Below are 15,658 nucleotides of genomic sequence, written 5' to 3'. Positions count from 1 at the left end.
TCCGCGGAAGACCTTGTCCCCCGCGTGCACGGCGTCGCCCTTGACCGGCACGGGGTCCGACGCGGGCGCCGGTGATGCGGGCGCGGTGCCGGGATCGTCCGGGGGCATGGGAGGTGAGTCTGCGGTGGTGCGTGTGTTTTCCATGGTGTCTCCGGTCTGGGTGGGGAGGTTGGTGATTCCCCTGGCGGCGGTGCACCGGATGGGTTGAGGGTCAGGCGTGGAGGCCGGCCCTGTGCCGGGCCGGCCGTGTCACGCGTTCTGTTCAGGAGAGGGAAGGGTCAGGACAGTTCCGGGATGGTGCTGCGGACCTTCTCCGCGATCCCCTCCGGCAGCGGCGCGTAGCCGAGCTCGGAGAGGGCGCCCTGGCCGTCCTTGCTGGCGGTGTAGTTGAGGAAGGACTTGGTCGCGTCGAGCGTCGACTTCTTGTTGCCCTTGTCGCAGGCGATCTCGTAGGTGACGAGGATGACCGGGTAGGCGCTCTTGGCCTTGGTCTGGTAGTTCAGCTCGAGAGCCAGGTCCTTGCCCTTGCCGGCGACCTCGGCGTCGGCGATGGCCTTGGAGGCGTTCTCGGAGGTCGCCTCGACGGGCTCACCGGCGCCGGTGTCGATCTTGACGCTGTCGAGGTTGTTGGCCGTGGCGTAGGACAGCTCGAAGTAGCCGATGGCGCCGTCCGTCTGCTTCACCTGCTGCGCGATGCCGGCCGAACCGGACGCGGACTGACCGCCCTTGGCGGGCCAGGACTTCTCGTCCTCGTACTTCCAGTCGCTCTTGGCGGCGGTGCCCAGGTACTTGCCCAGGTTCTGCGTGGTGCCCGACTCGTCGGAGCGGTGGAAGGGCTGGATGTCGGTGCTGGGCAGCTTGGCCCCGGGGTTGAGCTTCTTGATCGCCGGGTCGTTCCACTTCTTGATCTTCGAGTCGAAGATCTTGGCGACCGTGGGGGCGTCGAGGACCAGGTCGTCGACGCCGGAGAGGTTGTAGGAGATCGCGATGGGGCCGCCGAGCATGGGCAGGTTGACGCCCTGGCCGCTCTTGCAGACCTTCTTGGAGCTGGCGACTTCCTCGGGCTTGAGTGCGGAGTCGGAGCCTGCGAAGGCGGTCGTGCCCTGCAGCCACTCCTGGATCCCGCCGCCCGAGCCGATGTCCTTGTAGTTGATCTGCGTGTCCTTGCAGGCCGCCTGGTAGTTCTTGACCCAGGCGTCCACCGCGTTCTTCTGGGCCGTGGAGCCCGAGGCGAGCAGCTTGCCCTTGCCGTCGCACTTGATCTTGCTGGCGGCCTTCTTCGTCGCCTCGGTGGTGTTGTTGTCCGAGCCACAGGCGGTGAGTACCAGGGCGCCGGAGACCGCGACGGCGCCGAGAGAGAGGGCGCGCAGCCGGTTCGTGCGCTGAAGCTTCACTTTCGTTCAGTTCCTTCCTGGAGCCCGCCGGTGGGGGCGGCGCTGAGACATCCGTTGGTTGCTTCGGAGTGGGAGCAGTTCGCGCTCCGTAAGGCTGAAATTAGACAGATCAGGTGAAGCGGCCCACGGAGGTGAATGAACGCACGGTGAACCTCGGCGGTCGGCGTAGTGGCGCTCCGCGAGGCCCGAGAACCCCGGTTTTTCGGGGGTACCGGCGGGTACGAGTCCAAGTCAGGGCCATGGGGCCGACGGACCGTGAGGGCAGATCGACTGCCCTGGCGGACGGAGAGCGCGGCCTGTTGTATTCCGTGAACGCGTGGCAGCATCCGCTGAGTCGGCGGGAGTTGACGCGGATCCGGCGACGAGGACCGGGGCCGGGCGTGCACGGGGAAGCGACCGCGCGTGCGGCGACTGCGACCACGAGGGGGACCAGGTGGGCGGTACGGCGAGGCGTCGACTGTTGGTGACGGCGTGTGCACTCACGGTGCTGGCGGGCCCCGCTGCGGGGAGTGCGTACGCGGCCCCGGGCGACCGGGAGCCCGTCCGCGGGGGGAGCGAGCTGAGCCTGGAGGACGTGCAGAAGGAGGTCGCCCGGCTGCACGCGCGGGCCGAGTCGGCGACCGATGCGTACAACGGCGCCGAGGAGCGGGCCGAGAAGCAGCTGAAGGCCGTCAAGAAGCTCACGAAGAAGATCAAGGTGGTGGGCGAGCGCCGCGCGAAGTACAAGAAGACGGCCGGTGCGCTGGCCCGCGCGCAGTACCGCAGCGGGGGGATGCCGGACGAGGCGCGGCTGATGCTGCGCAAGAATCCCGAGTCGTTCATGCGCGACGCCGTGGTCATGCGGAAGGGGCAGCGAGCGGCCCTGGGGGTGATCACGACTCTCGCCCGCACGAAGTCCCAGCTCGACGAGTACGCGGAAGAGGCGTCCTCGAAGTGGCGGAAGCTGGAGGCGGACCGGAAGCTCAAGAAGGCCTCGAAGAAGAAGGTCGAGCAGGATCTGGAGCGGGCCGAGGAGCTGGAATCCAGGCTGGCGAAGGACGAGTTGGAGAAGCTGCGGCAGCTGGAGGACGAGGCGGCCTGGGCGCGTCAGTCGCAGTGGCTCAAGTCCGGTGTGCTGGACGAGATATCGGGCAAGGCGTCCAAGGCCGGCAAGCGTGCCATCGCCTATGCCACGAACCAGATCGGCAAGGACTACGAGTGGGGCGCCGAGGGCCCGCGCACCTTCGACTGCTCGGGTCTGACGCTGAGGGCCTGGCAGGCCGCCGGCGAGGAGATCCCGCGGACGTCGCAGGAGCAGTGGAAGCAGCTCCCCAGGGTGCCGATCAGGAAGATGCGCCCCGGCGACCTCATCATCTACAAGCGTGATGCGAGCCACGTCGCGATGTACGTGGGAGGCGGCGAAATGGTGCACGCGCCCCGTACGGGTCGCCAGATCACCATCGAGGGGGCGGGGTCCCTGGTCATCAAGGGTGTAGTTCGTCCGGACAAATGAGGACGAGGGCCTGAGTGGACAAGGGCATATGCCAGGGGCTGATTGCCGTCAGCCATTCCGTACCTGCGTACGGGGGCGTTAGGGTCCCCTGGACGGTCCGGCATGCGCAGGCGTGTTCGATCAGCGCCACGGGCCGGGCTCGGTGGTGTGCCGGCTGGCACACGACCGCACCCTCGGGGGGAGGGAAGGAATCAGCACATGCCCGTAGGCGTGCCACGCGAGGACGCAGTGTCCGCGCCGCCGCGCGCGTCGGTACCCCGCCAGAGCAGCGGGTCCGCGCGCCCCGAGGGAGCGGTCAGGAGCGGGCTGACGCTCCTGGTCATCGAGGACAACCTCGCCGGAGGCCCCAGCGTCCCGCAGATGCTGGACGCCGTCGGCGGATATCTGCCGGGCGACGCCCTCCCGGGCGCCTCCGGTGAGCGCATCAAAGTGCGGACCGCGCGCAATCTGACCGAGGCCGAACGGCTGTTGACCGACGATGTGCAGTGCATCCTGCTCGACCTGGCCCTGACCGGCGCGGGTGCCGGCACCGGTTCACCCGAGCCTGCGCCGTCCGAGCCGAACGCGGACTCCGCCGACGGCCAGCCGGACGAGGCCGGATCCGGCGCGGGAACGGACGAGCTCGAGATGCTGCGGCACGTCCTGCGTCTGGCACCGAGGCACGCGGTGCTCGCCCTCACCGACGGCGCGGACGCGCAGCGCGCAGCCGAGGCCGTACGCGTCGGGGCTCAGGACTACCTCTTCCGTCACGAGCTCGACGGACGTCTCCTCAACCGCGCCATCCGCTACGCCGTCGAGCGCAAGCGCGCCGACCTCGCTCAGCGGCAGCTGACCGAATCCCGGCTGCGGGCGCAGGAGAACGCCCGCCTGGAACGGGGGTTGCTGCCCACGCCCCTCCTGGCCGGAAGCGAACTGCGCTTCGCCGCCCGGTACCGCCCGGGCCGCTCCCGCGCCCTGCTCGGCGGCGACTTCTACGACACGGTGCGCACGTCCGACGGCACGGTGCACGCGATGATCGGGGACGTGTGCGGTCACGGCCCGGACGAGGCGGCACTCGGCGTGGAGCTGCGCATCGCCTGGCGCGCGCTCACCTTCGCGGGGCTCTGCGGCGACCAGCTGCTGGGCACCCTGCAGAAGGTGCTGGACAACGAGCGTCCGAGCGAGGAGATCTTCGCGACGCTCTGCACCGTCGACATCTCCCCGGACGGGCGCAGCGCCGGAGTGTGCCTGGCGGGCCACCCCTCGCCGCTCGTCGCCGGGGGCGCGGGCTCGGCGCCGCGACTTCTCCCGTACGACGAAAGCGGCCCCGCACTCGGCGTGGTGCCGAAGGCGCGCTGGCCGCGCCGGCAGGTCGAACTGGGCGGCGCCTGGAGCATGTTGATGTACACCGACGGCCTCATCGAGGGCCGGATCGGCGAGGGACGCAAGCGCCTCGGCCAGGAGGGGATGGTCGAGATCGTCGCCGGGAGGATGGCGCAGGGAGTGCACGGCGAGCGTCTGCTGGACGCGACGATGGAGGACGTGCGCCAGCTGAACGGCGGCGAACTCACCGACGACGTGGCGGTCCTGCTGCTCGACCGGAGGTGAACCTCCGGCGGTGCGTGCCCATGGGCCCGCGAATGCAGGTGTGTGCGGTGGCGGTGAGCGGGCTCAGCGGCCGTTGAACGGACCGTACGGGCCGTCGCTGCTGCTGCCGCCCCGGCGGGGGCCGTTCCCCATGACCTGCTTGAGCGCGGGGCGGACGTCGACGATGTAGACGATCGTCGCGATCAGACCGGCGATCTGCAGGAACAGGATCTGGAAGACGTTCGAGGCGATGGCGAGGCCGAGAATGATCAGCCAGAAGACCTTCGTCTGCTTGTTGGCCGCGGAATAGGCGTCGCCACGGCGCATCGCACCGTCGATGAAGGCGAACACCGCCATGGCCATGAGGACCAGGGAGATCACCCACAGCACTCCGAGGAACCCCTGCATCATGTCGTCCACATCCCTGTGAGTCCTGTCAGCTCAAGCGCGGCTCGTTGCCACGCCGCCCGTTCTGCCACCGTACCCGTTCGCCGGACCGGGAATCGGGGCTGTGCCCGGCCTGATCCGGCGAACGGTGCGGTGTGTGCGGGACGGCTGTGTCAGGAGTCGGACTTCGGGGACGTCTTCTTGGTCCCGTTCGACTTGGCCGTACCGGTCTTGGCGGTGCCGGTCTTCGCGGTGCCGGTCTTGGGGGCGGCCGTGGTCTTCGCCGTCGTGGTCTTGCGGGCGGTGGAGTCCGTCTTCGCGGCGGTGCTCTGGCTCTGCGTCCCGCCCTGGGCCTTCGTACCGGACTGCGCGCCACCACGCGGCTCGGCCGGCGGCTCGGCGACCTTGACCGGCTCGCGCTCGACGGTGACCTGAGTGGGCTGACCGTCGTCCTCGCCGCGCCAGTTCTTCACGGCGTCGCGACCGCGGTCGGCCAGGTCGTCGTAGGCCTCGCGGGCCTTGACGGCGTACTCGGCGGCGACACCGAGGCTCTGCAGAGCGAGGTGCTGTGCCTGCTCACGGAGCTTCTTGATGTCGGTGTCGATGTTGCCCAGGGTCTCGCTGACCTTGGCCTGGGTCTCCTTGGCCTGCTTGCTGACGCGCGCCTGGACCTCCTTGGGGTCCGTCGCGCGTACGGCCGCGATCCGCTCGGGAGCCTCCTCGCGGATCTTGTCGAGCACGCCGGCGGCGAAGTAGAGGGGCTTGGGGTCGGTGAGCGTCTTGCGGACGTCGTCGGTGCTGGGCATGAAAGGTCTCTCCCTGGTGAACGGAGTGCTATGGGGCGTCGGCCCCTGTGGCCTCGGCTTCGTCTTCCTGGGTGCCCTCGGCCTTCTTGCCGGACCCGTTCTCCTTGCGGAACGACTCGTAGATCTGGAGCAGCGCCTGCTTCTGCCCTTCGTTGATCGACGGGTCGGCGAGGATGGCGGCGGGGACCTGCAACAGGTCCTCCCGGTCCCGCTCGTCGAGGATCCCGGCCTGTACGTACAGCGTCTCGGCCGAGATCCGCAGCGCCTTGGCGAGCTGCTGCAGGATGTCGGCGCTCGGCTTGCGCAGGCCGCGCTCGATCTGGCTCAGATACGGGTTGGACACCCCGGCGGCATCTGCGAGTTGCCGCAGCGAGAGCTTGGCGTTGCGCCGCTGCTCACGGAGGAACTCGCCGACATTGCCGACGTTCAGGGAAGCCATGCGTTCAACCATGCCCGCTTTTGCTAACTATTGCAAGCGCCTTGCTTGCAAGTGTGTCGGTCCTCTCACCGGTCGAGCTGTGAGGTGCGTGCGGTAGGTCGCATTAGCAGGGCAACTGTCGTGTGTTGCGGGCAGCAGCTCTTCAACTCCGGGGTACGAGATCCCCCAGAGATGTCACCCGTGGTTCTGTCACCCGGCCTCCCGGGTTCTCTCGCGGCCCGGTGGTAGGACATGTGCCGTCTGCGACGGAGTACCTCCGAAAGCGAGAGTCGCGGCGAACGTCGAAGCGGCAGCTAGGGCGAGGAAGAGGGCGGGGTAGCCGCCGAGGGGCCCGGCAAGTGCGGCGCCGGCGAAGGGGGCGAGGCCGGTGGCGATGGTGATGGGGGCGGTCAGGATGCCGGAGAGGCGTCCGTAGTGGCGGGTGCCCCAGCGGTCGGTGACGGCGGTGGCCTGCAAGAGCGTGAGGTTGCCGCGGACGGTGCCGGCTGCGACGGCCAGGGCGGTCAGGAGCGGAATCGGCCCGGGCACGAGGGCGAGGGCGGCGGTGGTGACACTGCCTGCTGCGATGAGGGCAGCGGTCCGGGTGGTGACCCCGGTGCGCCTGGCAAGGGGCGAGTAAAGAGTGCGGCCGAGGGTCTGGCCGAGACCGCCGAGTCCGAGGGCCCAGGCTGCCTGCGTGGATGTGGCACCGCGTTCGTTGAGTAGGGGGACGAGGCCGATGACGACGGCGAAGGACGTACATGCCGAGAGCGTCAGCGCGATGGTCAGCAACAAGAAGGGGCGGGTCCGGACGACCGGCTTCCCGGCAGGCCCGGACTGCCGCAGTGCGTGCGCCGCGCCCGGTGCGCGCGGCCAGGGTGCGCGCAGGGCGAAAGCGTGAGCGGGAACAGTGACCGCGGCGAGGATCACCGCCAGGACGGCATAGGTGGACCGCCAGTCCAAGTACTCGACCAGTGCGGCCGTGAGCGGCGCGAAGACGGTGCTGGCCAGGCCGCCGGCCAGCGTCACGATCGTCAGGGCGCGGACTCGGTCTGCGCCCCACCAGCGGGTGAGAGCGGCGAAGGCAGGAGGGTAGAGGGTTCCCGACATGGCCGCTCCGGCACACAGCCAAGCCCCTGCGAACACAAAGAAGTTGGGGGCCGCGGCGATGGCGAGAACGGATGCCACCCCCACGACGGATCCTGCGGTCATCACCGCTCGCGGGCCGCGCGCGTCGAGTACGCGGCCGAGCGGGATGCCGAGAAGGGCGGATACGAGCAGGGCTGCCGAGAAGGCGCCGGTCGCCGCAGTACTCGACCAGCCGGTGTCGTGGGTCAGGTGCGGCAGGAGGACAGGGAAGGCGTAGTAGAGGACGCCCCAGCTGGTGATCTGCGTGACGCACAGGGCGGGCAGGGCGAAGCGGGGCCGTGACCGGTCCCCCGCACCGGTCGCGGCCCCGCTCGTTTCCAGGGCCTCCTGTCGCACGTCAGCAGCAACCTCCCTTGGCGGCGGCCGGGGTGAGCGCTTCATCCTGCGTCGTGTCGTCGCCGTTGGTGCAACACACGCTGTCCTGCTGTTTGGCGAGAGTGCCGGCGTCGGCTTTGACGACGTAGACCTCCCAGGGCTCCTTGCCGGGGCCGTGGACCCAGACCTTGTCCTGGAGCGCGTAGCAGCACTCGGTGTCGTTCTCCTCGAAGGTGGCCAGACCCGCTTCGCTCAGGCGGGTGGTGGCGTCGTTCACGGCGCCGGAGGATTCGACTTCCACTCCGAGGTGGTCCATGCGGGTCTCCTCTCCCGCGTTGCCCTCGATAAGCACCAACTTCAGCGGTGGCTCGGTCAGCGCGAAGTTGGCATAGCCGTCCCGGATCTTCGCCGGCTCGGCGCCGAAGAGCTTGCTGTAGAAGGTGATGGACGCGTCCAGATCAGGGACGCGGAGTGCGAGCTGTAGGCGTGCCATGACGCACCTCCTTGTAGTAGGGCGATGTTCGGGTCTTGAGTTGTTACTGGCTGTGGGCGCCCGCTCCTTGGAGCTGAGCGGAGGCCGGGTCCCCGCAGCAGCCAGCGCTTTCCTCAGACGGGGTCGTTGCGGGTGCTGCGGTCTCGTCGGGGAGCCCGGCTCCGCCGCAGACCCCGGTCTCCGGCAGCGTCAACTCCACGCGCTCGGCGGCTTTTTGGTCTCCAGCGAGGGCGGCGGCGATGGAGCGGACCTGCTCGTGGCCGGTCATGGCCAGGAAGGTCGGCGCCCGGCCGTAGCTCTTCATCCCGACCAGGTAGAGGTCCTTCTCGGGGTGGGACAGCTCATTTGCACCGTGCGGGTAGACGGTGCCGCAGGAGTGGACGTTGGGATCGATCAACGGGGCCAGTGCCACCGGCGCCTGGAGACGCTCATCAAGGCCGAGGCGCACCTCGTCGAGGAATGACAGGTCGGGCCGCAGACCGGTGAGAGCGATGATCTCGTCGACGGGTTCCAGGCGGCGGCCGTCCTCGCCCACGAGAACCAGGCGGCCCTCCTCCTGTTCCACCGCAGCGGTACGGAATCCGGTGACTGCTGTGGCGTATCCGTCCTCGACGGCGGCCTTGGCGCGCAGGCCCAAGGCACCGCGCGCGGGCAGTTCGTCGGCCTCACCGCCGCCGAAGGTGTTCTCGCCGATGCCCCGCCGCAGGATCCAGGAGGTGTGGGTGCCCGGCTGTTCCTTTCCCAGACCAGCCAGACCGGCGAGGGCGGTGAACGCTGAGGAACCCGAGCCGACCACGGCAGTGCGCTTACCCGCGTACCGGGCCCGGGCCGCAGGGTCGGCGAGGTCGGGGATGCGGTAGGCGATCCGGTCTGCGGCGGCCCGCTCGCCGGGAGCGGGAAGGCCGTCACTTCCCAGGGGGCTCGGAATGGACCAGGTACCGGAGGCGTCGATGACCGCTCGCGCGGTCAGACGCTCCTGCGTGCCGTCCGCTGTGACGACGTGAACGGTGAAGGGCTGCTCCTCACGCCCGGCGTCGACGACGCGGTCCCGTCCGCTGCGGGAGACCGCGGTGACGCGCGTGCCGTAGCGGACCCGTTTGCCCAGGGCGTCGGCGAGCGGCTGGAGGTAGAGCTCGGCCCACTGTCCGCCGGTGGGGTAGGAGCGGTCCTCGGGACGGACCCAGCCGGTGGCGGCGAGAAGCTTCTCCGCGACCGGGTCGATGACCTCGGCCCAGGGCGAGAACAGCCGCACGTGGCTCCATTCCCGCACGGCGGTGCCGGCACCGGCGCCTGCCTCCAGCACCAGGGGATTCTGCTTCCGCGAGGCGAGGTGGGCGGCGGCGGCCAGGCCGACCGGACCGGCTCCGATCACCACGGTAGGCAGTGCAGCAGTGGGGTCGTTCACGATGGTTCACCTGCTTGATTTGACTTCCGTCTATGGCTTGCAATGCCAGCATCACACCTGTTTCGATAGACGTCAATTTAGACCTGCATCGAAATATTTGCTGATGATGGCCCGTGAAGACGTCGTGGTCATCGGAGGCGGCCGATCCGGGCTGGCCGCGCATCTCGCGAGGCAGCGGAGCCAGAGCACCTGTTCGACATGTGTCAAAATAGACGTATGTCGAACACCAAGGCGTTGCCGCTGATACAGGCAGACGTGGAGCCTTGCTGCCCGCCGCTGAACGAACGGCCGCTGACCGTGGAGGAGGCGGAGCGGGCCGCTGCGATGTTCAAGGCACTCGGAGACCCGATCCGCCTGCGGCTCTTCTCCCAGATCGCCGCGCACGCCGATGGGGAGGCGTGCGTGTGCGACATCTCCGATGTCGGCGTCTCCCAGCCCACTGTCAGCCACCACTTGAAGAAGCTGCGCGAGGCCGGACTTCTGACGTCCGAGAGGCGCGGCACCTGGGTGTACTACCGCGTCGCCCCGAGCGTGATGGCTTCTCTCGCGCGCAGCTTCTCCGTCTCCGGCTGACGCCAAGCGGGAAGCCTGTGGAGTTGAGGCAACGCTACGAGGTTGCCCGTGGGGCCAAGAAGCGGCGACTGGATCCAGCGTCGCCGACCAGTTCGGCGACGCTGTAGCGCAGGGCAAGGGTGCGCGCGGCGCGCGTCGGCGCCACGCATCCGATGGCCTTGGCACACCGCCCCGTGGTCACCTGCATTCCCTGCCCATGGCTACCGCGAGTTCGCCGCTGGCGGGGCACAGGAGAGCGGGACCAGCGAATGGGTCCCGCTCCCTGTCGTTTGCGTAGCGTTCGCGCTGCCACACACCTATCGCAGCGCCGTGACGCCGGCGGCTCGTTTTCCGTCCTCGGCTCTCGGGCGACCTGACCCCGGGATCCGTCCGTGACGGGCTCTCCGTCCTTGGCACGTGCCGGAGTTCAACAGCTCGTGCTGCGTCTCGTCAGGAGCTCACAGGCGGGTGTTGCTGTTCCCGCTGGACGGGGGCAGCTGCGAGCTCGGCGGTGCCGTGGTGTTGGAGGGGTTGGTGCATCCGGGGACGCTGCCTGCGGGGGTGCAGTTGTTCGGGGTGTTGCGGATGACCTTGCTCGCTGTGAGCGTGACCTGGCTGGGGGTCTGGTTGTCGATGCCGCCGCCGTTGGTGATGGCGGTGTTGTGCGTGATCACGCTTCGAACCAGGGTGGCCGTGGCAGCGGCATTCGACATACCTCCGCCTGACACCGCGATGTTGCCGCTGACCGTGCTGGAGGTGAGGCGCAGGGCGGCGTTTGTTGTCTGGCGGATGCCGCCACCCAGAAGGGCGGTGTTGCCTCTGACCGATACGGAGTCCAGGCGAGCGGTAGATCCGAGGATGTTCTCCAGGCCGCCGCCATTGCCGATCGGAGAGCGGTTGTTGAGCAGGGAGCCGCCCTTCATCGTCATCGTGCCGTTGGTCGAGTTGAAGATGCCGCCGCCGGCGGTGACGCCCACGGTGGTTGTGGTGTTGCGCTCGACGACGCTGCGGTCGAGGTTGAGGGTTCCGCCGATGTTGTAGACGCCGCCACCCTCCGAAGCCTGATTGCCCTTGATGACCGTGCGGTTCAACCTCAACGTGCCCTGTTCGTTCGCGATGCCTCCGCCGGTTGTGTCGGCAAGGGCAAGGCGGCCGCCGCTGACCGTAAGCGAATTGAGGGTGAGGCTGCCGCCGGAGACGACGTGGAAGATGCGGAAGTCCGCCGTGGCGCTCGGGGCCCGGCGGATGGTGGTGTCGCGGCCGGAAATGGTCACGTTCCCGGTGATCTCCGGAAGACCGTCGTCGGGGTTGTCGGCCGCGGTCAGCGTGTAGGTGCAGCGGGACGCGAGGGTGATGCGGCCACCGTTGGTGTTGGCGTTGTTGATGGCGGTCTTCAGACCGGCGATGTCGTTGCACCGCACGTGGGTTCCCCCGGCGGCGGCAGTGGCGGGGACGGCCGGCAGGACCGCGAGAGAGAGTCCCACACCTGCTGCGGCGGTCACGGCACCGGACCGCAAAATGATCTTCATGGCTACGCCTTCCTCAGCGCTGGAGAGTGAAGGGCACATCGCCGGCATCCAGAAACCCTGGTTGGCCGGGATGATGAGATGACATTCCATGCGTAACCGCAGGTGAGTCCGGCTTCACCTGGCCTACCGCCGAACGGCCCGGACCGATGCGGCCGCCCGTACACCCCGCTGTCTCGCTGTGTTCAGAGGCCGGCGGGTACGGAGGGCTCCGGGAGACATCGCTCCGGTTCGAGCCCACGGGTTGGCGCGAAGCTGTGCCAGGCCGGACTCCTGACCTCCGAAATGGACACGAACAACTCGCTCGGTTCCTGGCGTTGACCCAGCTGTACGGGCCGCCGGTTCCTCCAGCGCCCACCTGGGCTCTGACCCGCCGTCACGTCGTCGAGTGGGCGTACAGCATCTCGGTTCAGGGGCCGGCACCGATGCTGTCGGCGGGTGGCCGATAGGGGGATTTGGTCGTCCGTACGGCCCCAGCGGTGCGATCTCCGATCGCCCCAGGAGATACCCGCACATAGCGTGATCAAGGCCATGGCCAGCAAGTGCTGCAGGAGGTCTTCGTGTCGGATATCGCGGAACACAGAGCACCAGACCAGGGAAACGCCGGGAGACGCAACGGCGGTGAGCGCTCGTGGTCGAGGGTGGTGCGGGCCTGGGTGGCGGGACTGGCGGTGCTGGGGGGCCTGACGGTCCCACTCGCCGCGGCCACGCCCGCCGCTGCGGACGGCGACCAGACGCGCGCCTACGTCGCCAACTTCAGCAGCGACAACGTGTCGGTGATCGACACCAGGACCAACACCGTCACCAAGACCATCGGAGTCGGCGACGGGCCGTTCAGCGTGGCCGTCACTCCGGACGGCCGTCGTGCCTACGTCACCAATTCCAACAGCGACAACGTGTCGGTGATCAACACGAAGACCAACACCGTCACCGCCACGATCCCCGTCGGCGACAGTCCCAGCGGCGTGGCCGTGACTCCGGACGGCCGTCGTGCCTACGTCACCAATTCCAGCAGCGACAACGTGTCGGTGATCAACACGAAGACCAACACCGTTACCAAGACCGTCGCAGTCGGCGACGGGCCGTTCAGCATGGCTGTCACTCCGGACGGCCGTCGTGCCTACGTCAGCAACTTCAACGGCGACAACGTGTCGGTGATTGACACCAGGACCAACACCGTTACCAAGACCGTCGCAGTCGGCGACGGGCCGTTCAGCGTGGCCGTCACTCCGGACGGCCGTCGTGCCTACGTCACCAACTTCAGCGGCGACACGCTGTCGGTGATCGACACGAAGACCAACACCGTCACCGCCACGATCCCCGCCGGCGACGAGCCCAACGGTGTGGCCGTCACCCCGGACGGTCGCCGCGTCTACGTCGCCAACCGGGGCGACGACAACGTGTCGGTGATCAAATCAAAGACCAACACCGTCACCACGATCATCCCCGTCGGCAACAGGCCCAGCGACGTGGCCATCACTCCGGACGGTCGCCGCGCCTACGTCACCAACCTTGCCAGCAACACGGTGTCGGTGATCAACACCCACATCAAGGAAGTCACCGCCACCATCCCTGCCGGAAGCGGACCGTTCGGCGTGGCCATCACCCCGCATCGGCCACGTGGGTAACCAGGACCCGCCGATGCGTCGGTGATCGACACCAGCGAACCCGTCACCACCCAGAGGGGCGGCAGCGCAGCTGGTGGCACCGTTCATAGTTCGTATCCGGCACGGCTCCTCTTCTCCTCATCGAACCCCGGCGCTGCATGTCGCGCCGGGGTTCGACGTTCCCAGACAGCCGAGGGCAGGACCACTCGCTGGTCCTGCCCTCTTGACGACCCATGTTGCGATCAGGTGTTCCATCTCGCTGATGGTCAGCGACGCGTCACGCTCTGGATCTGCGCCGCGGTCGGCAACATCGACACCTGTAGAGCCGGGCAACTGCTCGAACAGGAGTGAACGAACACTGCAAGGTTTGCTCCACGGCCTGCTTGTCAGTCGGACGCAGGACTCTTGCTGGCAACACCCGACAGCCGATGGCTTCCTGGACTTCGACCAGATGATGGTTGCGACGGACAGAGCCGTGATCGCTCGTCACCGTCTCGGACTGAAGAACGGCAGTGCCGCGACCTGATGTCCAGCGAACTCGGCCACGACTGCGGCGGGAAGGCCCGGACAGGGCCACTCCATATCGTCGTCCCACTCCGCCCTCATGGGGAGAGGGAGCATGACATCCCGCAAGACCATGGCGACGTCCACCGAAGTGTCTGACACCAAAGTCAGCCGGAAGGCGCAGATGGAGTGGGTTGCTCCCGGGAGGGGCGCGTGCCGCAGCGGTCGAGGAGGACGGCGGACAGGGGCCTGCCGACGGAGAGGTTCACGCGGCTCGGCCTGGCCGGGCTGCTGGGGGACGCGGGACAGGACGGCGAGGCGCCGGGCGGCGAAATCCGCCGGGGCACCTTGTGAGGCCTTCCTTGCCGGGCCCCTGAGGCATCCGCCGGCACGCGCCTCGCGCGGCGCCTGCTCGAACCGCGCCGCGCCCTACTCGAACCGCACCTCCAAATGCGGTTGTTCGCTGTTCCCGACCGGCCATACCGTGCCGAAGTGGATCTCTTCTCACGCTCATGGACCGCGTTGCGCACAGCGGTCGCCGATATCCCCGACGACGACTTCGAGCGGCCTTCCGGCTGTAGCGGCTGGCTCGTGAGGGACGTGGTGTGCCACCTGGTCATCGCCGCACAGGACGTCCTGATCACCCTGGTCACGCCCGCCGAATCCGAGCCGACCGTGGACGCGGTCACCTACTGGAGCCTCGTCGAACTCCCGACCGGTGAGGACCCGCTCGACGCGCTGATCCCACGGCTGGCCGCCGCATACGGCGAGCCGCGCTGGCTCAAGTTCCACTTCGACGACGTCGGTTCCGCCGCGGGCCGCGCCGCCGGACTCGCCGATCCGGCCCTCCGCGTCAGCACCCGCGACGAGGTGCTCACCGTCGCCGACTACCTGTCCGCGTACGTGCTCGAATGGACCCTGCACCACCTCGACCTGATCGCGCATCTGCCGTCGGCCGCCGATCCGCCCGCGGAGACCCTCGCGGCGGCACGCGCGTCCCTGGAGAAGATCGCCGCGAGTCTGTTCCCCGCCTCGTTTCCCGCATCTTTCTCGGACAAGGACGTGTTGCTGATCGGCACCGGACGTCGCACGCCGACCGATGCGGAGAAGGCCGCGCTGGGCGATCTCGCGGCGAAGCTCCCCCTCGCCCTCGGCTGAGCTGTCCGACGCAGGACCCCTGTGTGCACATGGGTGCGGCCCCGCCCGGGCTTCCGGACGGGGCCACTGATCCAGCGGTCGGCGGGTACCTCAGCCTCCGCCTGGGGCGGGGTCGTACTGACGCTCGCCTTCGCTTGCCGGGACGGTCAGCTGTCGACGGGCCACTCCAGCGGTTCCGCGGTGAAGCCCTGGGACAGCTCCACAGCGGCGGCCTTGTGCCCCTCGGGCACGAGGAAGACGCTGCAGATCTTCTCCGACTGGCCCGGGCTCAGCTTCTTGTCCGTGTCCGGCGCCGGGCAGTCGGGCCACTTCGCCTCGCCCAGCAGGACTATCAGGGCGCGGGTGCGATGGCCCTTGTCCGTCTTGGCCACGAGGGACCCGTCCATGTCGCCGACCTCCATGGCCTTGCCGCTCTTGTGCGTGAGCGTCGACCAGACGTAGACGGGAACCTGCGGACCGTCCCCCTTGTCCTTCTTCAGGCCGGAGTTGTCCATGTCGGCCTTGGTACCGGTCTGCACCTTGGTCGGTGTGACCGTGTACTTGGCGTCGGCCGACTCCTTCATGGTGCTTTCCTGCTCCGGACTGGCCTCACCCAGGCGGAAGGTCTTCTTGCCCTTCGACGCCTGCGAGTCGGAGCCGGAAGAGTGGGAGCCGGAGCTGTTCTTCTTCCCCGTCCCCGAGAGGTTGCAGCCGGTCATCGTCAACGCCAGTGCCAGAGCACCGATCGCCGCCGGCACCGCACGAGTCCACGTACGCATCGCTTCTCACTTTCCCCGTTGAATGTCCCCGTTGCCCGGCTGGGCAGCTCGCCCGTACAACCGGACCCTCGAGCTGTGGCTGATCCTGCCAGAGTGTGATCATCCGCTCGCGGGGGGCCTGCCCTTCA

General features: G+C 68.4%; 15 protein-coding genes and 1 pseudogene. 6 read left to right on the top strand and 10 right to left on the bottom strand.

Annotation, left to right across the window (positions count from 1 at the left end; translation table 11 throughout):
• Nucleotides 1-278: 278 nt before the first annotated feature.
• On the bottom strand, nucleotides 279-1,394 hold the full coding sequence (gene pstS, locus H5J26_RS09470) for a phosphate ABC transporter substrate-binding protein PstS (RefSeq protein ID WP_181765301.1): 1,116 nt from the start codon (nucleotides 1,392-1,394) through the stop codon (nucleotides 279-281).
• A 316-nt stretch (nucleotides 1,395-1,710) separates the two neighbouring features.
• On the opposite strand from pstS, the gene H5J26_RS09465 reads away from it, so the two are divergent.
• Nucleotides 1,711-2,886, top strand: coding sequence for a C40 family peptidase (locus H5J26_RS09465; RefSeq protein WP_309237846.1), 1,176 nt, complete (start codon nucleotides 1,711-1,713; stop codon nucleotides 2,884-2,886).
• A gap of 198 nt (nucleotides 2,887-3,084) precedes the next feature.
• Nucleotides 3,085-4,473 (top strand): PP2C family protein-serine/threonine phosphatase, encoded by a 1,389-nt coding sequence (locus H5J26_RS09460; protein WP_181765300.1) that lies wholly within the window; start codon nucleotides 3,085-3,087, stop codon nucleotides 4,471-4,473.
• A 63-nt stretch (nucleotides 4,474-4,536) separates the two neighbouring features.
• On the opposite strand, the gene H5J26_RS09455 is transcribed toward H5J26_RS09460, so the two are convergent.
• The 6 genes from H5J26_RS09455 to H5J26_RS09430 form a co-directional block, all read right to left on the bottom strand.
• Nucleotides 4,537-4,863, bottom strand: a complete 327-nt coding sequence (locus H5J26_RS09455; RefSeq protein WP_235980575.1) for a DUF2516 family protein — start codon at nucleotides 4,861-4,863, stop codon at nucleotides 4,537-4,539.
• 149 nt (nucleotides 4,864-5,012) lie between these two features.
• Nucleotides 5,013-5,645 (bottom strand): hypothetical protein, encoded by a 633-nt coding sequence (locus tag H5J26_RS09450; protein WP_181765299.1) that lies wholly within the window; start codon nucleotides 5,643-5,645, stop codon nucleotides 5,013-5,015.
• 28 nt (nucleotides 5,646-5,673) lie between these two features.
• Nucleotides 5,674-6,084 (bottom strand): helix-turn-helix domain-containing protein, encoded by a 411-nt coding sequence (locus tag H5J26_RS09445; RefSeq protein ID WP_181765298.1) that lies wholly within the window; start codon nucleotides 6,082-6,084, stop codon nucleotides 5,674-5,676.
• Nucleotides 6,085-6,273: 189 nt separating this feature from the next.
• Nucleotides 6,274-7,548 carry an MFS transporter gene (locus H5J26_RS09440; protein WP_309237845.1) on the bottom strand — a complete coding sequence of 425 codons (1,275 nt, stop codon included), beginning with the start codon at nucleotides 7,546-7,548 and terminating at the stop codon, nucleotides 6,274-6,276.
• 1 nt (nucleotide 7,549) lies between these two features.
• Nucleotides 7,550-8,020, bottom strand: a complete 471-nt coding sequence (locus H5J26_RS09435; RefSeq protein WP_181765296.1) for an ArsI/CadI family heavy metal resistance metalloenzyme — start codon at nucleotides 8,018-8,020, stop codon at nucleotides 7,550-7,552.
• A gap of 43 nt (nucleotides 8,021-8,063) precedes the next feature.
• Nucleotides 8,064-9,425, bottom strand: coding sequence for an NAD(P)-binding domain-containing protein (locus H5J26_RS09430; protein ID WP_181765295.1), 1,362 nt, complete (start codon nucleotides 9,423-9,425; stop codon nucleotides 8,064-8,066).
• Between the two features lie 216 nt (nucleotides 9,426-9,641).
• Here H5J26_RS09430 and H5J26_RS09425 point away from each other — a divergent pair, with 216 nt between their 5' ends.
• A complete protein-coding gene (locus tag H5J26_RS09425; RefSeq protein ID WP_181765294.1) occupies nucleotides 9,642-9,998 on the top strand; it encodes an ArsR/SmtB family transcription factor in 357 nt (118 codons plus the stop codon).
• Nucleotides 9,999-10,435: 437 nt separating this feature from the next.
• Here the strand turns inward: H5J26_RS09425 and H5J26_RS09420 are convergent, their stop codons facing one another.
• Complete coding sequence (locus H5J26_RS09420) at nucleotides 10,436-11,506, bottom strand: right-handed parallel beta-helix repeat-containing protein (protein ID WP_181765293.1); 1,071 nt, start codon at nucleotides 11,504-11,506, stop codon at nucleotides 10,436-10,438.
• Nucleotides 11,507-12,063: 557 nt separating this feature from the next.
• On the opposite strand from H5J26_RS09420, the gene H5J26_RS09415 reads away from it, so the two are divergent.
• Nucleotides 12,064-13,131 carry a beta-propeller fold lactonase family protein gene (locus H5J26_RS09415; RefSeq protein WP_309237844.1) on the top strand — a complete coding sequence of 356 codons (1,068 nt, stop codon included), beginning with the start codon at nucleotides 12,064-12,066 and terminating at the stop codon, nucleotides 13,129-13,131.
• 201 nt (nucleotides 13,132-13,332) lie between these two features.
• Here H5J26_RS09415 and H5J26_RS31395 read toward each other — a convergent pair.
• Nucleotides 13,333-13,809, bottom strand: a pseudogene (locus H5J26_RS31395) (transposase); the annotation flags it as partial.
• 18 nt (nucleotides 13,810-13,827) lie between these two features.
• On the opposite strand from H5J26_RS31395, the gene H5J26_RS09410 reads away from it, so the two are divergent.
• Nucleotides 13,828-13,968 carry a hypothetical protein gene (locus H5J26_RS09410; protein ID WP_181765292.1) on the top strand — a complete coding sequence of 47 codons (141 nt, stop codon included), beginning with the start codon at nucleotides 13,828-13,830 and terminating at the stop codon, nucleotides 13,966-13,968.
• A gap of 138 nt (nucleotides 13,969-14,106) precedes the next feature.
• Complete coding sequence (locus H5J26_RS09405; RefSeq protein ID WP_181765291.1) at nucleotides 14,107-14,772, top strand: maleylpyruvate isomerase N-terminal domain-containing protein; 666 nt, start codon at nucleotides 14,107-14,109, stop codon at nucleotides 14,770-14,772.
• Between the two features lie 146 nt (nucleotides 14,773-14,918).
• Here H5J26_RS09405 and H5J26_RS09400 read toward each other — a convergent pair whose 3' ends face one another.
• The gene (locus H5J26_RS09400; RefSeq protein ID WP_181765290.1) at nucleotides 14,919-15,530 is read right to left on the bottom strand and encodes a hypothetical protein; all 612 of its coding nucleotides are present in this window, start codon (nucleotides 15,528-15,530) and stop codon (nucleotides 14,919-14,921) included.
• Nucleotides 15,531-15,658: the final 128 nt, after the last annotated feature.

Origin of the sequence: Streptomyces albidus (ex Kaewkla and Franco 2022), assembly GCF_013870515.1 — a bacterium.
GTDB lineage: Bacteria > Actinomycetota > Actinomycetes > Streptomycetales > Streptomycetaceae > Streptomyces > Streptomyces albidus.
Note: the sequence above shows the minus strand (reverse complement) of the source record. Positions and strands in the feature narration are given on the sequence as shown.

Coding starts and splice junctions, on each gene's coding strand:
- H5J26_RS09460 (WP_181765300.1), top strand. CDS start 3,085: ATGCCCGTAGGCGTGCCACGCGAGGACGCAGTGTCCGCGCCGCCGCGC.
- H5J26_RS09455 (WP_235980575.1), bottom strand. CDS start 4,863: ATGATGCAGGGGTTCCTCGGAGTGCTGTGGGTGATCTCCCTGGTCCTC.
- H5J26_RS09450 (WP_181765299.1), bottom strand. CDS start 5,645: ATGCCCAGCACCGACGACGTCCGCAAGACGCTCACCGACCCCAAGCCC.
- H5J26_RS09445 (WP_181765298.1), bottom strand. CDS start 6,084: ATGGCTTCCCTGAACGTCGGCAATGTCGGCGAGTTCCTCCGTGAGCAG.
- H5J26_RS09435 (WP_181765296.1), bottom strand. CDS start 8,020: ATGGCACGCCTACAGCTCGCACTCCGCGTCCCTGATCTGGACGCGTCC.
- H5J26_RS09425 (WP_181765294.1), top strand. CDS start 9,642: ATGTCGAACACCAAGGCGTTGCCGCTGATACAGGCAGACGTGGAGCCT.
- H5J26_RS09420 (WP_181765293.1), bottom strand. CDS start 11,506: ATGAAGATCATTTTGCGGTCCGGTGCCGTGACCGCCGCAGCAGGTGTG.
- H5J26_RS09400 (WP_181765290.1), bottom strand. CDS start 15,530: ATGCGTACGTGGACTCGTGCGGTGCCGGCGGCGATCGGTGCTCTGGCA.